This window comes from Lactonifactor longoviformis, from assembly GCF_042848515.1.
In the GTDB taxonomy this organism is placed as follows: Bacteria; Bacillota; Clostridia; order Lachnospirales; family Lachnospiraceae; genus Lactonifactor; species Lactonifactor longoviformis.
In genome coordinates, this window is record NZ_AP031453.1 from 3,460,973 (window position 1) to 3,483,906 (window position 22,934).

24 protein-coding genes are annotated in these 22,934 nt (G+C 47.1%); 7 read left to right on the top strand and 17 right to left on the bottom strand.

From position 1 onward, the window contains the following. Window positions 1–253: 253 nt before the first annotated feature. The 5 genes from ACGHCT_RS15750 to ACGHCT_RS15770 are packed head-to-tail and all read left to right on the top strand — an operon-like array spanning window position 254 to window position 5,209. Window positions 254–1,102, top strand: coding sequence for a transketolase (locus tag ACGHCT_RS15750; protein ID WP_390436744.1), 849 nt, complete (start codon window positions 254–256; stop codon window positions 1,100–1,102). Beyond that, window positions 1,099–2,031, top strand: a complete 933-nt coding sequence (locus tag ACGHCT_RS15755) for a transketolase family protein (RefSeq protein ID WP_390436746.1) — start codon at window positions 1,099–1,101, stop codon at window positions 2,029–2,031. Before ACGHCT_RS15750 ends, ACGHCT_RS15755 begins: the two co-directional genes overlap by 4 nt. A 12-nt stretch (window positions 2,032–2,043) precedes the next feature. Further along, entirely contained in the window at window positions 2,044–3,522 is a 1,479-nt protein-coding gene (locus ACGHCT_RS15760) for an FGGY family carbohydrate kinase (protein WP_390436748.1), read from the top strand. A 10-nt stretch (window positions 3,523–3,532) separates the two neighbouring features. After that, entirely contained in the window at window positions 3,533–4,183 is a 651-nt protein-coding gene (locus tag ACGHCT_RS15765) for a bifunctional 4-hydroxy-2-oxoglutarate aldolase/2-dehydro-3-deoxy-phosphogluconate aldolase (RefSeq protein ID WP_390436749.1), read from the top strand. A gap of 3 nt (window positions 4,184–4,186) precedes the next feature. Further along, window positions 4,187–5,209 (top strand): PfkB family carbohydrate kinase, encoded by a 1,023-nt coding sequence (locus ACGHCT_RS15770; protein WP_390436751.1) that lies wholly within the window; start codon window positions 4,187–4,189, stop codon window positions 5,207–5,209. A gap of 94 nt (window positions 5,210–5,303) precedes the next feature. On the opposite strand, the gene ACGHCT_RS15775 is transcribed toward ACGHCT_RS15770, so the two are convergent. The 10 genes from ACGHCT_RS15775 to ACGHCT_RS15820 all read right to left on the bottom strand — a co-directional run bounded on the left by ACGHCT_RS15775 (window position 5,304) and on the right by ACGHCT_RS15820 (window position 13,799). Next, window positions 5,304–5,966: a vitamin B12 dependent methionine synthase gene (locus ACGHCT_RS15775; RefSeq protein WP_390436753.1), complete on the bottom strand. Its 663-nt coding sequence runs from the start codon at window positions 5,964–5,966 to the stop codon at window positions 5,304–5,306. Window positions 5,967–6,063: 97 nt separating this feature from the next. After that, window positions 6,064–6,639: a chromate transporter gene (locus ACGHCT_RS15780; protein WP_072848349.1), complete on the bottom strand. Its 576-nt coding sequence runs from the start codon at window positions 6,637–6,639 to the stop codon at window positions 6,064–6,066. After that, window positions 6,636–7,199, bottom strand: a complete 564-nt coding sequence (locus tag ACGHCT_RS15785) for a chromate transporter (protein ID WP_072848351.1) — start codon at window positions 7,197–7,199, stop codon at window positions 6,636–6,638. Before ACGHCT_RS15785 ends, ACGHCT_RS15780 begins: the two co-directional genes overlap by 4 nt. A gap of 92 nt (window positions 7,200–7,291) precedes the next feature. After that, on the bottom strand, window positions 7,292–8,959 hold the full coding sequence (locus ACGHCT_RS15790; protein WP_390436755.1) for an ATP-binding protein: 1,668 nt from the start codon (window positions 8,957–8,959) through the stop codon (window positions 7,292–7,294). Then, window positions 8,959–9,633 carry a winged helix-turn-helix domain-containing protein gene (locus ACGHCT_RS15795; protein ID WP_390436757.1) on the bottom strand — a complete coding sequence of 225 codons (675 nt, stop codon included), beginning with the start codon at window positions 9,631–9,633 and terminating at the stop codon, window positions 8,959–8,961. Before ACGHCT_RS15795 ends, ACGHCT_RS15790 begins: the two co-directional genes overlap by 1 nt. 26 nt (window positions 9,634–9,659) lie before the next feature. Next, window positions 9,660–10,307, bottom strand: coding sequence for a phosphate signaling complex protein PhoU (gene phoU, locus ACGHCT_RS15800; RefSeq protein ID WP_072848356.1), 648 nt, complete (start codon window positions 10,305–10,307; stop codon window positions 9,660–9,662). After that, window positions 10,307–11,056: a phosphate ABC transporter ATP-binding protein PstB gene (pstB, locus tag ACGHCT_RS15805; protein ID WP_072848358.1), complete on the bottom strand. Its 750-nt coding sequence runs from the start codon at window positions 11,054–11,056 to the stop codon at window positions 10,307–10,309. Before pstB ends, phoU begins: the two co-directional genes overlap by 1 nt. Before the next feature lie 4 nt (window positions 11,057–11,060). Then, window positions 11,061–11,927 (bottom strand): phosphate ABC transporter permease PstA, encoded by an 867-nt coding sequence (pstA, locus tag ACGHCT_RS15810; RefSeq protein WP_341443306.1) that lies wholly within the window; start codon window positions 11,925–11,927, stop codon window positions 11,061–11,063. Beyond that, entirely contained in the window at window positions 11,927–12,790 is an 864-nt protein-coding gene (gene pstC, locus ACGHCT_RS15815; RefSeq protein ID WP_072848359.1) for a phosphate ABC transporter permease subunit PstC, read from the bottom strand. Before pstC ends, pstA begins: the two co-directional genes overlap by 1 nt. Window positions 12,791–12,863: 73 nt before the next feature. After that, window positions 12,864–13,799 carry a substrate-binding domain-containing protein gene (locus ACGHCT_RS15820; RefSeq protein WP_341443333.1) on the bottom strand — a complete coding sequence of 312 codons (936 nt, stop codon included), beginning with the start codon at window positions 13,797–13,799 and terminating at the stop codon, window positions 12,864–12,866. A gap of 273 nt (window positions 13,800–14,072) precedes the next feature. On the opposite strand from ACGHCT_RS15820, the gene ACGHCT_RS15825 reads away from it, so the two are divergent. Continuing rightward, window positions 14,073–15,314, top strand: a complete 1,242-nt coding sequence (locus tag ACGHCT_RS15825) for a peptidoglycan-binding protein (RefSeq protein WP_341443334.1) — start codon at window positions 14,073–14,075, stop codon at window positions 15,312–15,314. A 59-nt stretch (window positions 15,315–15,373) separates the two neighbouring features. Here ACGHCT_RS15825 and ACGHCT_RS15830 read toward each other — a convergent pair whose 3' ends face one another. After that, window positions 15,374–16,348, bottom strand: coding sequence for a C-terminal binding protein (locus tag ACGHCT_RS15830; protein ID WP_072848364.1), 975 nt, complete (start codon window positions 16,346–16,348; stop codon window positions 15,374–15,376). Between the two features lie 256 nt (window positions 16,349–16,604). On the opposite strand from ACGHCT_RS15830, the gene ACGHCT_RS15835 reads away from it, so the two are divergent. Beyond that, window positions 16,605–17,342, top strand: coding sequence for a FadR/GntR family transcriptional regulator (locus tag ACGHCT_RS15835; RefSeq protein WP_072848366.1), 738 nt, complete (start codon window positions 16,605–16,607; stop codon window positions 17,340–17,342). Window positions 17,343–17,456: 114 nt separating this feature from the next. On the opposite strand, the gene rseP is transcribed toward ACGHCT_RS15835, so the two are convergent. The 6 genes from rseP to pyrH form a co-directional block, all read right to left on the bottom strand. Then, window positions 17,457–18,785, bottom strand: coding sequence for an RIP metalloprotease RseP (rseP, locus tag ACGHCT_RS15840; RefSeq protein WP_084067542.1), 1,329 nt, complete (start codon window positions 18,783–18,785; stop codon window positions 17,457–17,459). Between the two features lie 3 nt (window positions 18,786–18,788). Continuing rightward, complete coding sequence (locus ACGHCT_RS15845) at window positions 18,789–19,931, bottom strand: 1-deoxy-D-xylulose-5-phosphate reductoisomerase (protein WP_390436759.1); 1,143 nt, start codon at window positions 19,929–19,931, stop codon at window positions 18,789–18,791. A gap of 13 nt (window positions 19,932–19,944) precedes the next feature. Continuing rightward, window positions 19,945–20,733, bottom strand: coding sequence for a phosphatidate cytidylyltransferase (locus ACGHCT_RS15850; RefSeq protein WP_390436761.1), 789 nt, complete (start codon window positions 20,731–20,733; stop codon window positions 19,945–19,947). Further along, window positions 20,733–21,443 carry an isoprenyl transferase gene (locus tag ACGHCT_RS15855; protein WP_072848371.1) on the bottom strand — a complete coding sequence of 237 codons (711 nt, stop codon included), beginning with the start codon at window positions 21,441–21,443 and terminating at the stop codon, window positions 20,733–20,735. Before ACGHCT_RS15855 ends, ACGHCT_RS15850 begins: the two co-directional genes overlap by 1 nt. Before the next feature lie 83 nt (window positions 21,444–21,526). Continuing rightward, window positions 21,527–22,078 (bottom strand): ribosome recycling factor, encoded by a 552-nt coding sequence (gene frr, locus ACGHCT_RS15860; protein ID WP_072848373.1) that lies wholly within the window; start codon window positions 22,076–22,078, stop codon window positions 21,527–21,529. 44 nt (window positions 22,079–22,122) lie between these two features. Then, the gene (pyrH, locus tag ACGHCT_RS15865; protein WP_072848374.1) at window positions 22,123–22,818 is read right to left on the bottom strand and encodes a UMP kinase; all 696 of its coding nucleotides are present in this window, start codon (window positions 22,816–22,818) and stop codon (window positions 22,123–22,125) included. Window positions 22,819–22,934: the final 116 nt, after the last annotated feature.

Genomic DNA, 22,934 nt, shown 5'->3' on the forward strand with positions numbered 1-22,934 from the left:
TGTAATATTGAATCGTTTTTATATCTCAAAGTATATACCACGCGATACTCTGTTGTCAATCATGCTTATTTAACAATGTTAACCCTATTATTTTAGTGTATATTGCACAATTATATTGATTTTATTGCTGATTTTGATTTTTCTACTTGATTTTATATAAAAACGGTTTTATACTTCAGTTAAATTTATTAAAACGTTTTTACATTTAACGAGATATCCGTTATTTGTTGTTCTCTAGAAAGGAGGATTATTAATGACTTCTGATTCAATTACTATGAGGGATCTGCAAATCAAGTCATACGATCTCAGAAAGGACATCGTGGATATTGTACTGGCCGGAAATGGCGGGCATATTGGCGGTGACATGAGTGTCCTTGAAATTCTTATGACACTCTACTTTAAAAGAATGAATATTCATCCTGATGCCCCTGAGGAACCCAATCGTGACCGTTTCCTATTAAGCAAGGGCCATGCCATGGAAGCATACTATGCTGTATTAGCCGAGAAGGGGTTCCTTGATCTCCAGGATATTCTTTCAGCCTTCTCACAATACAATTCACCGTACATCGGCCACCCCAACAACAAGCTGCCAGGAATAGAAATGAATTCCGGCTCCCTTGGACACGGACTTCCTGTGGCAGCAGGTATGGCTCTGGCAGCCAAACGCAGCAAAAAGAGCTACCGCACCTATGTCGTTATGGGTGACGGGGAACTGGCGGAGGGTTCGGTATGGGAAGCTGTTATGGCAGCTTCTAATTACAAATTGGATAATCTATGTGCTGTCGTTGACCGCAACCGTCTGCAGATCTCTGGAAATACTGAGGATGTGATGGCGCTGGATGATCTTCATAACCGCTTCGCGGCTTTTAACTGGAATGTCATTGACGTAGCAGACGGAAATAGTATCATGGAATTAGATGCTGCTTTCGAACTGGCGGAAGCTTACAAAGGGAAACCTTCCGTTCTGATTGCAAATACGGTAAAAGGCTGTGGTTCTTCTGTGATGGAGAATAAGGCAAACTGGCATCACAAAGTGCCCTCAAGAGAAGAATACCAACAGATCATCTCTGATTTTAAGGCAAGAAAGGAGTTATTGTTATGAATAAAATAGCAAACCGAAAGGTAATATGCGACGTTTTAATGGAGCATGCCGCACAGGATGAAGACATTACGGTATTGTGCAGCGATTCCCGCGGTTCCGCATCACTAAGCGCTTTCGCCGACAGATTTCCTGATCAGTTCGTTGAAGCAGGTATTGCAGAGCAGAATTTAGTAGGTATCGCGGCCGGAATGGCGCACAGCGGAAAGAAGCCTTTTGTTGCTTCCCCGGCCTCTTTTCTCTCTGCCCGCAGCTATGAACAGATTAAAGTTGATGTCGCCTATTCCAATACGAATGTTAAGCTCATCGGAATATCGGGGGGGATCAGCTATGGGGCTCTCGGTATGAGCCATCATTCTCTTCAGGATATAGCAGCTATTTCTGCGATACCAAATATGCGGGTGTATCTTCCCAGCGACCGCCACCAGACGAAAGCGCTGACAGAAGCGCTTCTGAAAGACGAGCAGAGCGCCTATATCCGTATTGGCCGCAACCCGGTGGAAGATATTTACAGTGAAGACCATGTGCCCTTTGCAATGGATCGCGCTGCCAAAATCGGAACAGGGAAAGAGGTCTTGCTCGTTGCCTGCGGGGAGATGGTAAAACCGGCAGTGGACGCAATGGAACTCCTGGGGAAGGACGGTATTCAGGCCTCCGTGCTTGACATGTACTGTCTGAAGCCATTGGATCGGACAACACTCCTTGAGGAATCTGCCCAGGCAAAACTTGTCGTCACGGTAGAAGAACATGCCCCAATAGGGGGGCTTGGCTCTATGGTTTGCCAGGTGCTTTCCGCCGAAAATCCCAAAAAAACCATCGTGTTGTCTCTTCCCGACGAACCTGTTGTTACAGGTAATTCTGCCGAAGTCTTCGCTCACTACGCTTTGAACGCAGCAGGAATTGCCGCTGCCGTAAAAGCAAATATGGCTTAAAGGAGATCTGCCATGAGAGAACCATATATCCTTTCTATTGATCAGAGCACTCAGGGGACAAAGTGTCTTTTATTCGACTGCCGCGGCAGCTTAATCCACCGCACCGACGCAGCACACCAACAGATTGTCAGCCCGGAGGGGTGGATTTCCCATAATATGGAGGAAATCTACCGAAATCTTATAAGCTGTATCAGAGCGCTGGTAACAGAATCCGGAATTGATAAGGATGCTATCAGATGTATAGGTATCAGCAACCAGCGTGAGACAACTGTGGCATGGAACCGTGAGACAGGAAAACCCGTATGCAGCGCAATTGTATGGCAGTGTTCCCGATCGCGTCCTGTCTGTGAGCGTATTGCTTCAGAAGGCCATGCTGCATTCATTCAGGAACGGACCGGACTTCCTTTATCCCCCTATTTTCCGGCCTCCAAAATGGCGTGGTTCCTGGAGCATAATGAAGAAGCTAAAATGCTCGCCGCTCAGAAAAAGCTGTATCTGGGTACGGTAGACAGCTGGCTGATCTATCGTATGACCAATAATACTTGTTTCCGGACAGATTATTCCAATGCCTCACGCACCCAGCTGTTTAACCTTCGTACACAGTCATATGACAAGGATTTATGCTCCATGTTTGGCGTTCGGACTTCTATGCTGCCTGAAGTCTGTGACTCTGACTCTGTGTTCGGAACGACAGATCTCGGCGGATTTTTGAATCATCCGATTCCGATTCACAGTGTCCTGGGGGATTCCCAGAGTGCTCTTTTTGGACAGGGCTGTCTGGAACCGGGCATGATCAAAGCAACTTACGGCACAGGGTCATCTGTTGTAATCAATATTGGCTCTGAGCCAAAGCTCAGCAGCCAGGGCATAGCCACTTCCGTCGCCTGGCGCTTTAAAGGGCACACCCAGTACATAATGGAAGGAAATATTAATTATACAGGTGCTGTTCTGACCTGGCTTACGGAGATCGGTCTGATCCGCTCTGCCGCAGAATCTTCGGAATTAGCCCGCCAGTCCAATCCTGAGGATTCCACCTATCTTGTCCCTGCATTTACAGGGCTTGGCGCCCCTTATTGGGACAGTGATGCAAAAGCTCTTTTTTCCGGCATGAGCAGGAAAACGGGCAGAGCAGAGCTGGTACGGGCAGGTTTAGAGTGCATTGCCTTTCAGATTCGGGATGTTCTGGACTGCATAAAAAAAGAAGCAGATCTGCCCATCGGAAATCTGTTCGTTGACGGAGGTCCCACGCAGAATGAATATCTCATGCAGTTTCAAAGTGACCTCATGAATGCGGCTGTACAGGTTCCGAACACCCAGGAGCTGTCCGGCATCGGCGCTGCGTTTATGAGCGGAATCGCAGCCGGAATCTATGATGAATCCATTTTTCATGTGATTCACCGAACCTCTTATAATCCGCAGATGAGCCCTTCTTTGCGGGGAAAAAAATATAAGGGATGGAAGAATGCTATCCAAATAGTTTTAAAACATTAAGGAGGAATTTATGAGAACTGAAATTTTGGAATGTGTTAAAAATGAAAAAATCATTGCCATTGTTCGCGGCATTCAGCCGGAAAAATGTGTTTCTGTTGCGGAGGCACTCTGCAAAGGGGGGATTCACATGATGGAAATTACTTTTGATCAGAGTAATCCTGATGCGCTGGAAACTACCACTGCTTCTATCGCTTCCGTCATCCATAAGTTTGGAAAAGATATTCGGGTTGGAGCAGGCACGGTTATGACTGTAGAGCAGGTGCAGATGGCCGCCAAAGCCGGCGCTGAGTATATTATTTCCCCGAATACAAAGGAACCGGTCATCAGGGAAACGCTGCGGCTGGGGCTTGTATCCATGCCCGGGGCCCTTACTCCCACAGAGACTGCCTTTGCACACGAATGCGGTGCAGATTTTGTCAAAATATTTCCATCAGGCAATTTAGGCCCCGGCTATATCAAAGCATTAAAGGCGCCTTTAAAACATATTAAGTTTCTTGGAGTAGGGGGAATCACACCAGAAAATATACCTGACTATCTAAACGCAGGCTGCACCGGTTTTGGCATCGGAGGGAATCTGGTCAGCGCGTCCTGGGCAGAAGCCGGAGAATATGAAAAAATAACAGAAGCCGCACGCGCTTTCTGCCGTGCAGTTGGGAGGTAAGATATGAGTAAAGTAATCACATTTGGGGAAATAATGATGCGTTTAAATCCTGCCGGGTATGAACGTTTTGTACAGGCAGACCGTTTTGAGGTCAGTTTTGCAGGAGGCGAGGCGAATGTGGCACTGTCTTTGGCACAGTATGGACTTGACGCTGAATTTGTGTCAAAGGTTCCGGAACACGAGATCGGACAGGCCGCCCTTAACGCTCTGCGCCGTTATGGCGTAGATACCTCATCGGTTCTTAGGGGCGGACCCAGACTTGGCACCTATTTTGTTGAAAAAGGCGCCTCTCAGCGCCCCTCCAAGGTAATATATGATCGTGCCTGCTCCTCCTTTGCGCTGTCAAAACAGGGGGAATATGACTGGAACAGCATTTTCCAAGGTGCCAATTGGTTTCATTTCACAGGGATTACCCCTGCACTTGGCAAAGATATGCCAGCCATCTGTGAGGAGGCAGTAAAAACTGCCAGGAAAATGGGGCTGACGGTAAGCTGCGATTTAAATTACCGCAAAAAACTATGGTCCAGAGAAGAAGCAAAGGAGATCATGAGCAGATTACTGCCATACGTAGATGTATGCATTGCGAATGAAGAGGATGCGGCCGATGTATTCGGCATTCATGCTGAAAACACCGATATTGATACCGGTAAAATTTCAAAGGAAGGCTATATTGGGGTAGCGCAGAAGATCTGCCGGCAGTTCGGCTGTAAAATGACTGCCATTACCCTGCGGGGAAGCCTGTCCGCTACGGATAACAACTGGGGCGGTATGCTTTATGACGGTAAGAATGCTTTTTTCTCCCGCACTTATTCCATCCATATTGTAGACCGTGTGGGCGGCGGAGACAGCTTTGGGGGAGGGCTTATCTACTCTCTGCTCTCCGGCTTTTCATCTCAGGAAGCCGTGGAATTCGCAGCGGCCGCCTCTTGTCTGAAGCATACCATCGAACATGATTTTAATCTGGTTACCCCAGATGAGGTCACCTCCCTTGCGGGCGGCAATACAAGCGGACGTGTACAAAGATAAAAAGCAGACTAAACAAATTACCCATTTAAACGGCTCACGCTTAAATGGGTAACTTGCTTTTATGCCTATGAGGAACAGTCCGTCTGTTCTGCTATTATGCCCCCATATATTTTGCCTTTCTGTTCTGGCAATTCGCCCGCTTGCAGATGGAGCAGCTCACAAAGTCTTCCTCTGACGGGAACATAACTCCTGAGACTGATTTTGTGGGATACATCAGGGTTCCCCCGGTCAATTCCACACCTGTAAGTTCATTGACATCCCCTATCAGGGAGAACAGCTGGGCCTGCTGTCTGATGGGCCAGGTGTCTGCATTCCCGGATCCTGGATTCATGACTCCGAACTTTTTAATCCCATACTTTTCAGATAAACGGTTTCGAAACTGCCTTCGAGCCTCTACCAGAATCATCTCCTTGAGCATATCCAGCCAAAGATTCACAATGTAGTCATCCTCCCGGCGGCTCCACGCATCCACTTCTGTCCCACAGGTTGCTACGAAGGCAAAAACATTGTGAATGCCTTTTAGTTTGGCCGCAAGGGTAGGACTTTGGAATTCGGTATCCTCTATGGTTACTTTATCCCCGTTAATTTCCGTCACCTCACAGATTTTATACACTGCTTTCGGCTTTGCTATCCGAAGGGCCTCCTGCAGCTTTTCCCCCATCATTTCCACATCTTCCTGCTCCGACAGATGCAGCTTCTCCGACAGTGTTTCTATGGATATCTGTACTTGAAAATCATCCATCACAAAACGTTCCATTGGCATCCTCCTTTACGACTTCCTGTTCTTAGGCCTCACACGAATCATCTTACTGTGATTGTACTATTCCTCCGGCCGGTTTGCAATGGAAAACCATTTATTTTAGCAGCACCGAGGCATAGAATAGGACAACATTCAGAGCTCCGGCGATCCCCATAACCTTTATAGGGTTCATCTTCCTTTTTCTCAGCAGAATGATAGAAACCACAAAGATGGCTCCCCCGGACAGGCTCAGCGTCTCCAAGGAAATCCCCTTGCTGCTGTCGCTCCAAAGTGCCTGTACTAAAATGCCAAGGCCCGCAGAAGCAATCAGCGCCACCACTGCAGGCCTGAGTGCCTGCAGAATGGTCTGAAGCACTTCCAGCTCCCGGTATTTAAAATAAAAATACGCCAAAATCGACATGATAATACACGATGGGAGGATACAGCCCAGTGTGGCAATCACTGCCCCCAATACACCGCCCAGACGCAGACCTACAAAAGTGGCCGCATTAATGGCAATTGGTCCCGGAGTCATCTGTGAGATTGTCACCAGATCTGTGAATTCTCCCGCAGTAAGCCAGTGCTGAATGTGTACTACCTGACTTTGTATCAGGGGAAGGGCGGCATATCCCCCGCCGATGCTGAAAGCGCCTATCTGAAGAAAGCTGAGAAATAATTTTATATAAATCATTCTGTCCCATCCTTCCTCATATTCCACAGCCCCCGTATGGTTCCAATCCCCACACAGACCAGTATGATGATAATCACATTTATATGAAACACGTACGCACAGAGAAAAGCCCCTGCCATAATCAGCAGAGACACCACATTCTTCTCTCCCGCAATCTTAGCACCCAAATCAATCACCACATCTGCAATTACGGCTGCGACCCCCGCCTGCATTCCTTCCAGAACCAGACTAACCATCTTATTATCCCGGAATGCCGCATAAAACATAGAAACTACAGACAATACAAAAAACGGAGGCAGTACTGTCCCGGCAACTGCAGCCAGAGCCCCTCTGATCCCTGCAATTCTAAATCCTACGATGAGAGACCCATTCACCGCAATCGCACCGGGGGCCGACTGGGCCAGGGCAGTAAGGTCCAGCATCTCCTGCTCCTCCATCCAGTGATATTCATCCACAAACTTCTTCTTCATCAAAGTAATAATGACATATCCCCCTCCGAACGTAAATGCACTCAGATAAAAGGTGGATAAAAATAACTTTCTTATAATTCCCTTTTCCATCTTTGAAAGCCTCCTCATCCATCAGTATACGTCCTGAAGGTTAATAAGTAAAATAATAATCTCCCATGAAACATATAAATATTTCCCTATTTCTACCAGACTATCCTGATTTCTGTGCCGCTACCTGGAATGCTGTCCATCTCGATACCGGCTCTATGAAACATTGCCCCGTGTTTTACGATGGAAAGCCCCAGCCCTGTACCTCCCACTTGTTTTGAGTGGCTTTTGTCTACCCGGTAAAAACGCTCGAATACTCTCTGCTGATCTGACTGGGGGATCCCAATGCCGTTGTCTTTGACTGCCAGAATGGTGTGTCCCTCCCGATTTTCTACGCGCACTTGCACATACCCGCCCTCCCGGTTATAGATTATGCCGTTGATACAGAGGTTGTATATCATTTCATCCAGTATCTGGCGCACTCCGTTTACAGTTCTGGATTCTCCCAGCAGGGAGAGAGTAACTTTATGACCGGAGGCGGTTGCCTGCAGACGCTCCACTACTTCTTTTGCCACGGAATACAAATCTACTTCTTCTTTCTGCATAGCGACCTGGTTCTCATCCAACTGGGACAGCTTTATGATATCACCTACCATGGTTATAAGCCTGGCAGTCTCTTTATAGATATTCTCGGCAAATCTGGGAATGTCCTCCTGTTTTACCAGGCCGTTTTTCATAATTTCAGCATATCCGGAGATCGATGTGAGAGGTGTCTTAAGCTCATGGGAGACATTTGCTGAGAATTCTCTGCGCATCTGCTCTCTCTGCTGTTTTTCTGTAACATCCATAATCACAATAACTGCACCTTTGATCTGCTTTTTGCTGGTCACAGGGTTCGCCATAATCTGGCAGTATTTCCCCTCTACCTGTATCTCCTGTTCGCTTGGATTGCCCTTGAGCGCTTCATCCACTACATTCTGCAGTCCCACACTGCGGTTAAATGTAAGAATATTTTGTTTCTCACCGATGGCCTGCTTCATTCCCAAGAGCTCCAGAGCACTGCTGTTGTAGGAAAGTACATTTCCATCCTGGTCAATAACCAAAAATCCTTCGCTCATATTTTCGGTCAGCGCGGTAAACTCTCTCTGTTTCACCTTCAGCTCCTCGATTTGAAGCTTAATAGTTTTGTTCTGCTTTTCCAGTCTGCCCAGCAAAGGGGCCAGCTCATCGTAAGTATCATTCTCTTCCGGTTTTTTCAGATTCAGTTCATTGATGGGCTGCACAATCTTTTTCGTCTGACGGGTAGCTATCAGCATGGTAATTGCAGATACTATAACACAGATGAGAAGAACCAGGGGAATAACCCGCAGGAGGCTGGCATATACGCTGCTGCTGGTATTCGCCACCCGAAGCACCATACCGTTGTCCAGCTTCAGGGCATAATAATATGTCTCCTGCTGCAGCGTATCTGACACCCTGCTGCACCTCCCTGTGCCCTCTGTCAGGGCAGCCTGAATCTCAGGGCGCTTCCTGTGGTTTTCCAGTGACTGCGGATTATAGTAGCTGTCAAAAATAACCGTGCCATCACTGTTTACCAGGGTGATACGGTTTCTTCTGTTTACCTCCGGCTGGCTGAGGATCTCATCAAGATACTCCTCTCCCATCTGTTCCACGGCAGTTTTGATATATCCTGCCTCTGTTTCCACTTCACTCTTCATCTTCTCTACAAAGTCCCCGTAAAATACGCCCACAACAAAGATAGAAGTGACTAAGATAGCCAGTATGGAGATCACACACATATTCCCAAAGATTTTTTTTCTCATTATCTGGTTCCTCCTATCCGGTATCCCACACCCCGGACAGTCTCTATCATTTCTCCGCAGCTGCCCAGCTTCTGCCGAAGAGTACGGATATGTACATCGACCGTTCGTGTCTCCACATCAATGTCATATCCCCAGATACGGGAAAGAATCTTATCACGGGACAGCACAAACCCTTTGTTTTTCATAAGATAACAGAGCAGTTCAAATTCCTTCAGGGTAAGTGTAACCTCTTTTCCGTCAGCCATAACCAGGTGCTTGTCAATATCCACAGATATGCTGCCGGCTTCCAATACATTCTCATCCTTTACCGGCTCCGTGCGGCGCAGGACTGCTTTTATCCGGGATACCAGCTCCATCATGCCAAACGGTTTTGGAATATAGTCATCCGCACCGCTGTCCAGTCCTACCACCTTGTCATATTCCGTGCCTTTTGCCGTGAGCATAATAACCGGAACCTTCTTTGTTGAAGTATTGCTCCGGAGCTTCTTCAGGATCTGGAGACCATCCTCATCAGGCAGCATAATATCCAGCAAAACCAGGGCCGGCATCTGCTTTTCTATTCCCTTCCAAAAGTCCTTTGCACACATAAATCCCACAGCCTCAAACCCTGTGCTGTGCAGCGTGTAAATTACCAGTTCCCGTATGCTGTCATCATCCTCTACCAAATAAATCATACGTTCCTCCATCCTAACCCTTTTCTCTAAAACTCATGCTTTCCGGTAATTGAAAATTCTACCCACTGGGCAATATTTTCTGCATGATCGCCGATTCGCTCAAAATATTTGGCAACCATAATAAGATCAAAGTAAAACTCTCCATTCTGGCTGTCTTTTACAACCAGTTCTATCAACTCACTTTTTACCTCCTGAAACAGATCATCCACCACATCATCATATCTGACCACCTCCTGAGCCATTTTCAGGTCCCGGTTTACATAGGAATCAATGCTCTCCGTAACCATTTTCGTAGTCGCCTTGGCCATGTCTCCGATGTGAATCTTGCTGGCATTTTGACGCACCTGGACATATTTAGAGATCTCTGCAATGTCAGCCGCCTGATCTCCGATGCGCTCCATATCAGAAATCATCTTAAGCGCAGAGGAAATCTGTCTCAGATCCCTGGCGACCGGCTGCTGCTGCAGAAGCAGCTTCATACACAGGGCCTCTATGTCACGCTCTTTCTGATTGATTTCATCCTCAATCCCCATAACCTCTGCCACGCACTCTTCATTTTTATCCACATTGAGCAGTGCCTCATTTGCCTTATTAATAGCTGATTCACACAGGGCGCCCATCTTGATTAATTCAATGTTCAGCTGTTCAAGCTGCTGTTCGAACCTGATTCTCATTATCCAAACCTCCCGGTAATATAGTCCTCTGTTTTCTTGTTATTCGGAACAGAAAATACCTGCTCTGTCTCCCCATACTCGATGACCTCTCCCAAAAGGAAAAAGACTGTTTTGTCTGAAATACGGGCCGCCTGCTGCATATTGTGTGTAACCATAATAATAGTATAATCTTTTTTCAATTCTATCGCAAGGTCTTCGATTTTTGAAGTCGAGATAGGATCTAAGGCCGAGGTAGGTTCATCCATCAGGAGTACCTCCGGCTCTACCGCAAGCGCCCTGGCGATGCAGAGACGCTGCTGCTGTCCTCCGGACATGCCCAGAGCACTTAATTTCAGCCGGTCTTTCACTTCCTCCCAGATGGCGGCATCTCTCAGGGACTTTTCCACAATATCGTCCAGTTTTGCCCTGGAATGAATTCCGTGGGTTCTGGGACCGTACGCAATATTGTCATAGATACTCATAGGGAAGGGATTCGGCTTCTGAAACACCATGCCCACTCGTTTGCGCAGATGATTCACGTTCATATCCCCGTAGATATCCTCCCCGTCCAACAACACCTTTCCCGTGATTCTGCATCCCTCCACCAGATCATTCATCCGGTTCAGAGATTTTAATAAGGTTGATTTGCCGCACCCGGAGGGCCCGATGAAGGCGGTTATTTCGTTGGGCGGCAGATTCAGATTCACATCCTTCAGGGCATGAAAATCATCATAATATAAATCCAGATTTGAAATCGTAAACTTATCCATGTCTTTATCCTTTCTTCACTTTCTTGGCCAGAGCACCAGACAGCCAGTTAATCAGCAGTACAATAATAAGGAGAACCACCGCCGTGGCATATGCCTGATCGGTATAAAGGCCTTCACTGGACAAGGCATACATATGCACAGACAGCGTTCTCGTGGAAGACAGGAGGCTGCTTGGCACTTCAGCTACTGTTCCCGCCGTATACATAAGGGCCGCTGTCTCTCCCACAATTCTTCCGATGGCCAGAATGACTCCGGAAAGGATACCGGGAACTGCTGACGGAAGGACCACGACAAAGACTGTCCTGAGACGTCCGGCTCCCAGCCCAAAGCTCCCCTCCCGAAACGTATCGGGCACAGACCCCAGTGCTTCCTCTGTGGTTCTCATAATTACCGGCAAAATCATAATTGCCAGAGTAAATGCGCCCGCAAGAAGGGAATACCCCCATTTCAGTGTTGTCACAAAAAACAGCAGGCCGAAAAGTCCGTAAACAATAGATGGAATTCCCGTCAGCGTCTCAGCCGTCACACGCACAATTTCCACTAATTTATTGCCCCGCTTGGCATACTCTACCAGATAGATCGCGGCAAAAATTGCCAGAGGGCCTGCGATCAGCAGGGATAACAGTGTCATAAGTATGGTATTGATAAGTGCAGGAAGCAGAGAAACATTCTCCGTATTGTATGTCCATGCAAAAAGAGACGGCGTAAGGTTCGGTATCCCCTTTACCATAATGTATCCAATGAGAAAAAGAAGAGCACATACTGTTATCAGGGACGCCAGTGCCACTAAAATCAGCAGAAACAAGGACAGAGGACTGCTCCTATAAGCCTTTGCTTTTTGTTTCCAGGTTTGCTTATTCATTGCCTGCATTATTTCTGCCTCCTTTTGAGTAACGAGAATAATAGGTTGATAATCAGAATAAACACAAAGAGTACCACTGCCGTTGCAATGAGCGCTTCTCTGTGAAGATCCGCCGCATACCCCATCTCCAAAACAATATTGGCGGTCAGGGTTCTGACCCCTTCGAAGAGTCCTTTTGGCATCCGCGGCTGATTGCCAGCTATCATAATCACCGCCATGGTTTCTCCGATCGCTCTTCCAACTCCAAGTACAACCGCGGCCATAATACCTGACTTCGCTGCCGGAAACACCGTAAAAAATACGCTTCTCTCATGGGTTGCCCCCAGGGCAAGCGCTCCCTCATAATATTGGTCCGGCACAGCCCGGATTGCCGCCTCTGAAACACCGATCACTGTGGGGAGAATCATAATTCCCAGAAGAAGGGATGCCGTAAATATACTGCTGCCGTTGCCATTCAGTTCAAATGCCCTGCAGAACTGCCGCACAAGAGGCACCATTACCACCAGACCGAAAAAGCCATAGACAACTGAGGGGATTCCCGCCAGCAGATCCACAGCAGGCTTCATAAACCGGTACAGCCATTTTGGACAGAACTTAGCCATAAAAATTGCTGTCAGAATTCCGATGGGAACGCCTGCAATAATTGCTCCTGCCGTAACATAGATACTGCCCAGTATCATGGGAAAGATGCCGAAAAGATTATTGTTCGGCCTCCAGGTCTTACCCAGAAGGAATTCCCCGGCTCCGATTTTGCCTATGGCCGGAACCCCATTTGCAAAAAGAAAGATACAGATAAGGGCTACTGCCAGTATAGAAGCGCAGGCAGATATCAGGAAGATAATTTTCATTATTGTTTCTTTCATGTCTTTCATGTTTTACGCTCCTTCAACGCGAAAAAGGGCTGCAGCCTCTTGTTTCTGCCACAACTCTTTCGCCGTAAAATAATTACTGAATATCTCCCCAGGATGTTGTCTCACCTGTGTAAATAGCTTTTACCTGGTCACTGGTCATGTCTTCTGTTGAATTTTCTTTATTAACGATTACTGCAATGCCGTCCAGTGCAATCTGAGTTGCTTTCAGACCGCCGCCTGTTTCAGAGTCCTTCAGCTCTCTGGATGCCATTCCGATATCACAGATGCCGTCCATGGCGGACTGCATACCTGTTGTTGAATCACTCTGCTGTACTTCAATTTCAGCTCCGGAATTTACTTTTAAATATGCCTCCTTCAGCGCTTCCATAACCGGGGTTACAGAGGAAGAGCCTGCAACTACAATTTTTCCTGACGGTTTGCTGCCGGCATATGCTTCAGCAGAATCGTTCACAGTGATATATCCGCTGTCCTCAACTACCTTTTGCCCTTCACTGCTTAAGATGAAGTCAACAAAATCCTGAGCCACTTCACTTAAGCCTTCCTTTACAGCAATATTAAAAGGACGGGAAATTTTGTAAGTACCGCTTTTAATGTTGTCTACCGTTGCCTCAGCCCCATCGATTTTTAATGCCTTGACAGTGTCATTCAGGGAACCCAGAGAAATATAACCGATGGCATCAGGATTTCCGGCCACACTTGTCATCATAACGCTTGTGCTGTTGGTAATTTCCGCATCCTGTGTGGTGTTGTCCACTTTTTCCCCGCTGTCATCTTTCTCTTCTACTCCAAACAGTTCAACAAACGCGCCCCTCGTACCTGAGCCGTCTTCTCTTGAAATAACGGTGATAGGATTGCTGTTACCAGACGTATCCTTCGCATCCGTATCGCCTGTGTTGTCTGTACCCTCAGTCTGTGTGTCACTGTTGGAATCTCCTGCGTTATCTCCGCAGCCTGCTAACATACCAAGGGTCATCGTTGCTGCCAAAAGTCCTGCTACTAATTTTTTCATCATAACCTTTTACTCCTTTTTTGTTTGCTTCACTTAATACATTTAGATAGTAACAATCCCTTGTAAAATCCAAAAGCCTGGGCATGTTAAATAAATGTAAAATGTAAAATCTGCCTCTCTTACTCATGATTCCCACAAAAGGCAAAGGATATGAGTTTCTCTCAGATTTTTTCCTGAAAAATGATTCACAGGTACATATTAAAGACTGCTGCATAAAATATTACGAAGGTTCTATTTTGCGAGGTACTTATGAATTATTCGCATATGCGCGCTATGCAGGATAATCGGGTGGATCGGGGCAGGCTTATGGTAACTGTCCAGTCATCCATCCGGAATCTGCCCATCACAAATGCTAAAGTAACCATCTCCTACTCCGGAGATCCCGAAAGCCCTATCGAAGAATTAACAACAGATGCAAACGGTCAGACACCTGAGATCGAGCTTCCGGCACCGCCGCTGGATTACAGTATGGCTCCCTCAGAGTATCAGCCCTATTCTGAATACACAGTGCAGATCAATGCTGACGGCTTTGAGCCCATCGACGTCTCAGGCACAGAGGTTCTCCCGGAAGCCGAGGCACTTCTCCCGGTTCGTATGCAGCCCACAGCTCCCGGAGAACAATTCCAGAACATCGTGATTCCGGCTCATACCCTGTATGGAGAATACCCTCCTAAGATCCCTGAGGATGAGATCAAGCCTACCAATGAATCAGGGGAGATTGTCCTGAGCAGGGTTGTGATTCCGGAATATGTTGTAGTGCACGACGGCGCCCCCAGTGATTCAACAGCAGCAAACTATTATATCCGTTACAGGGACTATATCAAAAATGTTGCATCCAGTGAGATATACGCTACCTGGCCGGATAATACGATACGTGCCAATGTTCTGGCCATTATGTCCTTTACCCTGAACCGCGTTTACACAGAGTGGTATCGGAACAAAGGGTATGATTTTACCATTACTTCATCCACCGCTTATGATCATAAATTTATGTACGGAAGAAATATTTTCAAGAGCATTTCTGATATTGTGGATGAATTATTCTCCAATTATCTCTCACGGCCGAATGTAAAACAGCCTATCCTGACACAGTACTGTGACGGACAGAGGGTCTCCTGTCCCAACTGGATGAGTCAGTGGGGCTCAAAATACCTGGGCGATCAGAATTATTCCGCCATTGAAATCCTCCGGCACTATTACGGCGATAATATGTACATTAACTCCGCCGAGGAAGTTTCAGGGGTTCCCGCCTCATGGCCCGGCTACAATCTGGATATAGGCGCCAGCGGAGACAAAGTACGCCAGATGCAGGAACAGCTTAATACCATCGGTGAAGTTTACACTGCGATTCCTTCCATCGCTGCTGACGGCATCTACGGGGAGGGCACACAGAATGCAGTCAGAGAATTCCAGAGCATTTTCGGTCTCCCTCAGACCGGAATCGTAGACTACCGCACCTGGTATAAGATACAGGAAATCTTTGTAGGTGTTACAAGAATTGCGGAACTTCAGTAGCCGCTGACGCAATAAGGGCCGGGAACCCATCGTTCCCGGCCCGCTTATCTGCCTTTTTATCATACCAGTTTAAATACCTTGTCTTTTTCTCCCTCCAGATAATAGCGAATATTTTCCATTGAGATCCTCTCACAGGCTTCAATGGAATCGTCCGAATAAAAAGCACTGTGGGGCGTAATAATCACATTCTCCCTGTTGGTAAGCCTGCTGGCTGCAAGGTCAGGCGATTCACTGTAAAGCACATCCAGACCAGCGCCTCTGACAAGACCCTTATCCAGTGCCTCCGCCAGATCCTCCTCATTGATCATGCCGCCTCTTGCCACATTAATGATAAAAGGATGCTTTTTCATTTTAGCGAAGGTATTTTTATTAAAAAAGCATTCATTCTCTTCCGTCATGTTCATATGGATGGTAATAATATCAGAGCTTCCCAGAAGGGTGTCGATATCGGTCAGCAATACCCCCATAGCATTGGCGGCTTCCGCCTCGATATAAGGATCGTATGCAATCACTTTCATCCCAAAGGCCTGCGCCCTTTTCGCCACGGCCCGGCCAATCTTTCCGAATCCTACAATTCCCAGAGTCTGGCCTTCAATCCGCCGGACCTCACGATCTTTTAAGCTCTCAATCTCCCATGCCTTATCCTGGTTTATTCTTCTTGTATGATAGGGAAACATCTTGCACAGTGCCAGCATAAGTGCCATAGCATGGTCTGCTACCTCCTGGGTACAGTATTCTCCCACCGCACATACAGCAATCCCCTTTGCCTTTGCATAATCAGAATCAACGAAATTCCAGCCTGTTGCCTGCACAGATATAATTCTGCACTTCTTCAAGTGATCAATCGCCGCTTTATCAAGAGGGGCAAACCCCGTCAAAACTGCATCTGCATCTTCTAAAGCCTCATAATATGCCTCCAGATGGTCTTCGTCATACACCGCAAATCCGATCTCTGCGCCGTCCGGCAGATACATCATCTCCGTTTTAATATCCCTGTTTCTGCTCTCAGGATACTCAGCAAATACAACCTTCATATCATCAACCTCCTTATACATTGTCATACGGTGTAGCCGTATGCCCGCCCGCAGGGCATGTGTCACGGGATGCCCTTTGGGTATACATTATCATACGGTGCAGCCGTATGCCCGCCCAATTATTCTGATGTAAAAGTAAATTTACTCTTGAAATTGGTCTGACCAATTGTTATAATATTATTATACACTATAACTGCCAAAACGTAAATACATTTTATCCTGTTATTTATTTAACTTTTTAAAAGGAGAGGAAAACATGGAATTCACAAAATCAACCACGAACTGCAACGAAGTATTCAGAAAAATCGAGCAGGATATTCTCACCGGAGAGCTGGAATGCGGGGACAAGCTTCCTACAGAGCGGGATATGGCCGCGTCCATGTCTCTGAGCCGCTCGTCTGTAAGGGAAGGACTGAAGGCACTGGAAATTATGGGGATCCTGGAAAGCCGCCAGGGAGGCGGCAACTATATCACCCAGCACCCGGAAAACACAATCAACAATACCCTCTGCATCATGTTTGCCTTAAGTAAAGGAAAGCTGGACGATCTTCTCCAGCTCCGCAAGGTTCTGGAAATGGAAGCATGTAAATATATCGTACGAAATGTCCCTGATCCGGCCATTCTGCAGCTAGAGGCCTCTATGGTTCCTCCCCAGGCCCACATGGAAAACGGCAAGGAACTATCTGTGGAGCTTCTCACAGCATACGACAGCAATTTTCACATGGCACTGCTTGATCTCTCCGACAATATTCTCTACAAATACCTGTATCAGACTCTTTTTGTTCTGATTCAGCAGTACTTTCAGGGGATGGCAGAGGTTACCTATGAGAAGGCGGAATACCAAAAAACTTACGAAGAGCACCTGGCAATCCTTACCGCTTTGAAGAAAAGGGATGAAAAACTGCTGGAGGAGATGATTGAAACGCATATCAGAATCGACGAGACTTACAGAGAATCTCTTCCCAGACACACAAAGATGGGGATCTCCATATAGGAGAACATCCGGCTATCCAGCATCCCGCCCGGAGAACCTTTTCCAATATACTAAAAAGGCAGCCGGGAGGCTTTATCTGCCTCCGGCTGCGCATAGCTGTGCATCCTGGTAAACTCAGAACAGTTTGCGGATATCATTAAACATTACAAATACCATCAATGCCATTAAAAGCATAAAACCTGCAAAGTGAACCATACCTTCCACGTTCCGGTTCAGTGCCTTGCCCCGGATTGCTTCGATAATCAGAAAGACAAGGCGTCCTCCGTCCAACGCTGGAATCGGCAGCAGGTTCATGACTCCCAGGTTCGCAGACAGAAGAATGGCCCAGTAAATCATCTGCAGGGAAACCATCTTCGTCCCTTCCGGCTTTGCCTGATCGATGGAGTCACCGATGGCATTTACGATTCCCACTGGTCCGGAAAGGTCGTTCACTGTAAACTGCCCTTTAACAAGCATAAATAAGCTTTCCACTGTGGTACGAATCCAATACTTTACTTCTATGAAGCTATACTTCATAACCCCCAGGAAGTTCGTTTTCTCCCTCCCCAGGTTATAAGCGAACCCCAGAGAGATATTCTTATTCATCCTGGGAACTACAGAGACTTCCTTTTCTTTGCCGTCTCTCTCGTATCCGATGGTTACTCTCTGACTGCTGAGGGGATTTGCCTCCAGATACTTTACCAGCCCATTGGCATCCCCGATGGGGGTTCCGTCTATGCTGGTAATCACATCCCCGATCTGAAGTCCGGCTTCCTCCAAAGGAAGTCCTCTGGAAAGACTGGTTATCTCAGCCGGGCCGTCTGGCGTATAGCCGAAGCCAAGCATATACTTTTCCACACTCTCTGCCTGATAGCGGACTGACTGTTTTTTTCCGTCTCTGGTGTAGGTAAGGTTTATCTCGTCGCTGGTAAGTCCGTGCAGGGCAATGTACGTATCCATATCCCTGGCGATATCTACGCTGCGGCCCTCAAACTTTGTGATGATATCTCCGGCCTGAAGACCTGCCTCTGCCGCCGGGGAGCCCTCCGGCACTTCCATCACCTCCGCAGGATCATATCCCACCACACTGACAATAATCATAGCAAATGCAAACGCCATAAAAAAATTAAAGATTGGCCCCGCGGCTACCACAGCGATCCGTCCCCAGATCGGGGCATTGTTAAACGTATTCTCCCCCTGTTCATCCCCGTCTTCTCCTACCATAATACAGGAACCGCCAAAGGGCAGAAGCTTTACGGAATACCTGGTTTCCCCCTTCACTGTGCTGATCAAACGGGGGCCCATTCCCAAAGAAAACTCCACGACGCCAATGCCGTTTCTCTTTGCCAACAGAAAATGTCCCAATTCATGAAAGATTACGATGACGCTGAATACCAGCATTGCCACCAAAAGTTTTATGAGAAACGGCCCTGCGTTACTTACCATATGAAATATACTGCTCATAATTTACCACCTGCTTTCAATCCACTTGTATGTATCCTTTTCTATCTCCAATATTTCGTCTACAGTTGGATTGTTAACCACCTGATGCCTTCCCATAGATTCCTCAATAATATGGTAAATATCCAGAAAACCGATACTTCTCTTCAAGAATTTGCCCACTGCCATCTCATTGGCGGCATTAAATACTGTGGGCATAGACCCTCCCGCTTCAGAAGCCTCCATAGCCAGGGGCAGCCCCCGGAAAATTTCTGTATCCGGCGCCTCAAAGGCAATGTCTGCCAGCTGGAAAAAGTCTAAGCGTTCCCCTCCCAGATACTTTCTGGCTCCCCCGTACAGGGCATACTGAATAGGCAGCCGCATATCAGGGGTTCCTAACTGAGCCATAATACTTCCATCCCGGAATTCAACCATAGAGTGTATCACGCTTTTGGGCTGTACCACTACCTGTATCCGGTCCAAGTCAACGCCAAACAGCCACTTTGCCTCCATAACCTCCAGGCCTTTATTGACCAGGGTCGCGGAGTCTATCGTTATCTTCCGGCCCATAGCCCAGTTGGGATGTTTCAGAGCATCCTCCACTTTTACATTTCTGAGTTCCTCTGTCTTCTTTCCCCGAAAGGGTCCGCCGGAGGCTGTGATCAAAAGTCTGCTCACGGTCCCTGTGTCCTCCCCGTTCAGACACTGAAAAATAGCACTGTGTTCACTGTCAACCGGAAGAATTCTCACACCCCGGGACTGTGCCAGAGGCATAATAATGTGGCCGGCGGTTACCAGCGTCTCTTTATTGGCAAGGGCAATATCCTTTCCCGCTTTTATTGCTTCTATTGTGGGCAGAATTCCTATCATCCCCACAATAGCTGTTACCAGAAGTTCCGTTCCCTCCAGGACAGATAATTCCAGCAGACCATCCATCCCGCTCACCACCCGGGTATCAGTATCGGCAACTCTAACTGCCAGCTCTTTTGCTTTTTCATCCTTCCATACAGCCGCCAGACGGGGATGAAATTCCCGTATCTGTTCTTCCAGAACCTTAATATTGCTGCCTGCACTCAAAGCCAGAACCTGTATATCCTGATTCCTGCGCACCACATCCAGCGTCTGTGTACCTATGGATCCTGTGGACCCCAAGATTGCTATTTTCTTCATATGCTTCCCTTCGCTATAACAGCACTGCCGCTAAAAAATAAATAAACGGCGCTGTGAATATCACACTGTCGAACCGGTCCAGGATTCCCCCGTGCCCCGGTATCAGCGTACCATAATCCTTAATCTCACGGTTTCTTTTGATGGCAGAAGCCGCCAGATCCCCTACCATTGAGATCAGCGCGCCGACAGCTCCAATCACCGCATACATGGCAATATCACTGTGGACGGCAGCCCCATAGACGCCGCCGATAAGAGCCGCTCCAGCGACTCCGCCGACTCCGCCTTCTACCGACTTTTTCGGGCTCAGGACAGGGGCCATCTTATGTTTTCCTATGAGCATCCCCACACAGTATGCGCAGGTATCGCTGCCCCAGGAACAGATAAAGATAAGCCATACTATAAACTTACCATCCTCCAGGTTCCTGGTCTGGTAGATATAAGAGAGCATTACCGCTACGTAAACAATGCCGAAGAATGCCGCCATAACCTGTTCCGCACGATACTTTGGATAGGCGAACACATAGACACACATAATTCCCACCAGCCCAAAAAGCAGGGCCGTCATCTCATACTTTGTCTGCCCCAGAAGTAAGGTGAGATAAAAAATCACTGCCCCTCCATAGCCTGCCAGTTCCAAGGCATTAAACCTATCTTCTCTCACACCCATGGCACGGTACAGCTCCTGCATCCCTATCAGAGAGATGCCCAGAAGTGTACAAAATAATACAAGATTTCCTGAAATAATTGTAATCAGAGCCAGAATCACCAGTACAATCCCGCTTAACAGCCGTGTCTTAAACATTATGACTCCTCCTTGACGCCTCCGTAGCGTCTGTCTCTACTATTATATTTCTCGATTGCCTGGATTAATTCATCTCTTCCAAAATCAGGCCACGGAACAGGAGTAAAATAAAACTCTGTGTAGGCCAGCTGCCACAGCAGAAAATTGGACAGCCGCTCTTCTCCGCTGGTGCGTATCATCAAATCCGGATCCGGCAGTCCTGCGGTATCCAGATAATTTGAGATCGTGTCCTCTGTAACAGTTTCCCACTCCAGTTTCCCCGCTTCCTGATCCCGCATCATTTTTTTTACCGCACGGGCGATCTCATCCCTGCTTCCATAGTTCAGGGCCAGCTGAAAATGAAGTTCATCGTAGTCCTTGGAGAACTCCTCCAATTCCCGGATACTCTCCTGAAGATCTGCGTCGAATGCAGACGGCTCCCCCAGGATACGGACTCTCATTTTATTCTTTTTTGCTATTTTAATGCATTTCTTGGTGTAATTCCGGAACAGCTTCATCAGTCCGTCAACTTCTTCTTTGGATCGTTTCCAATTTTCCGTGGAAAATGCATACACCGTCAGATATTTAATCCCCAGATCCTTTGCAATCCCGCAGATCTTCTCCAGATTTTCACAGCCCTTTACATGGCCGTAATTCCGGGGCATTCCTTTGGACTTTGCCCACCTTCCGTTGCCATCCAGTATGATGGCTACATGATTGGGAATATTCATCCTAAACTCCTCTCTACGCGCAAAGAGGCACGTGCCCATAAGATACTTATGGTAGTGTGCCCCTCTCCTGTCTTTCCTATCAATTATACAGTCAGGATTTCTTTTGACTTATCTTCTACAACTTTGTCAATATCTTTTCCAAACTTATCTGTGAGCTTCTGTACTTTTGACTCCAGCTCTTTGATCTCATCTTCAGAAACATCCTGTTTTGCCAGCTTTTTGTAAGCATCGTTGGCATCGCGGCGGATATTGCGGATGGCCACTTTACATGCCTCTCCTTTTTTCTTAACATCCTTTACTAATTCTTTTCTGCGCTCCTCTGTCAGCTCAGGGAGCACCAGGCGAATTACTTTTCCGTCATTGGTAGGGTTGATTCCCAGATCGGAAACAAGTATTGCTTTTTCAATAGCCTTTACCAGAGAGCCTTCCCAGGGCTGAATCTGAATCATTCTGGGTTCCGGCACGGTAACATTTGCCACCTGCTGAAGAGGCGTCGGCGTACCGTAATATTCCACCTGAATCTTGTCCAGGATATGCGGGTTGGCACGTCCTGCACGGATCGTTCCCAGCTCAGAGATTAAATTCTCCAGTGATTTCTGCATTTTGTTTTCGTATACCTGCACTCTTTCGTCCATATAAAGTTCCTCCTAAATCCTTTTATTTAATAAGCATTTGAATTCTATACCGTTACTCTTGTGCCGGAGCAGTTTCCATGGGCGGTATTCACAATACTGTTTTCTTCGCTCAGTCCGAATACCAGCATAGGCATATGGTTTTCCATGCACATAATAGATGCTGTCATATCCACAACAGCAAGCTTCTGGTCAATGACCTCCTGGATGGTTACTTCCTCATATTTTTTCGCGTTCGGATTAATCTTAGGATCGCTGTCATATACACCATCCACAGCCTTTGCCAAAAGAATGGTCTCTGCCTCAATCTCAATGGCACGAAGCACGGTAGCGGTATCTGTGGAGAAATATGGATGGCCTGTTCCCCCGGCAAAAAATACTACCATTCCTCTGTCAAAATATTTATTCGCCCTGTCCTTGGAAAATAATTTAGTAAAAGATCCGCAGGCAAATGGTGTCAGCACCTGAGTTTTTATTCCCACATAGCGGAAAATCTCGGATACATAGATACAGTTCATCACAGTAGCCAGCATGCCAATCTGATCTGCTTTGGTCCTGTCGATAGTCTCACTGGTTCGTCCTCTCCAGAAATTCCCGCCTCCGATGACGATTCCTATCTGGGTTCCCTCATCTGTCAATACCTTTACCTGTCTTGCTACTTCCATTACCGTAGCTTCATCAAACCCTGTCTTATTAGGACCTGCCAAAGCTTCTCCGCTTAACTTCAACAATACTCTCTTCATGAATTACACCTCAGTTATTTTTAAGTCTTGCCTTTCAGCATTCACAGAACATGGACCATGTTTGTCCCATGCCTACCGACATTATACCATAGAACTGTATAAAATCCATATTTTTT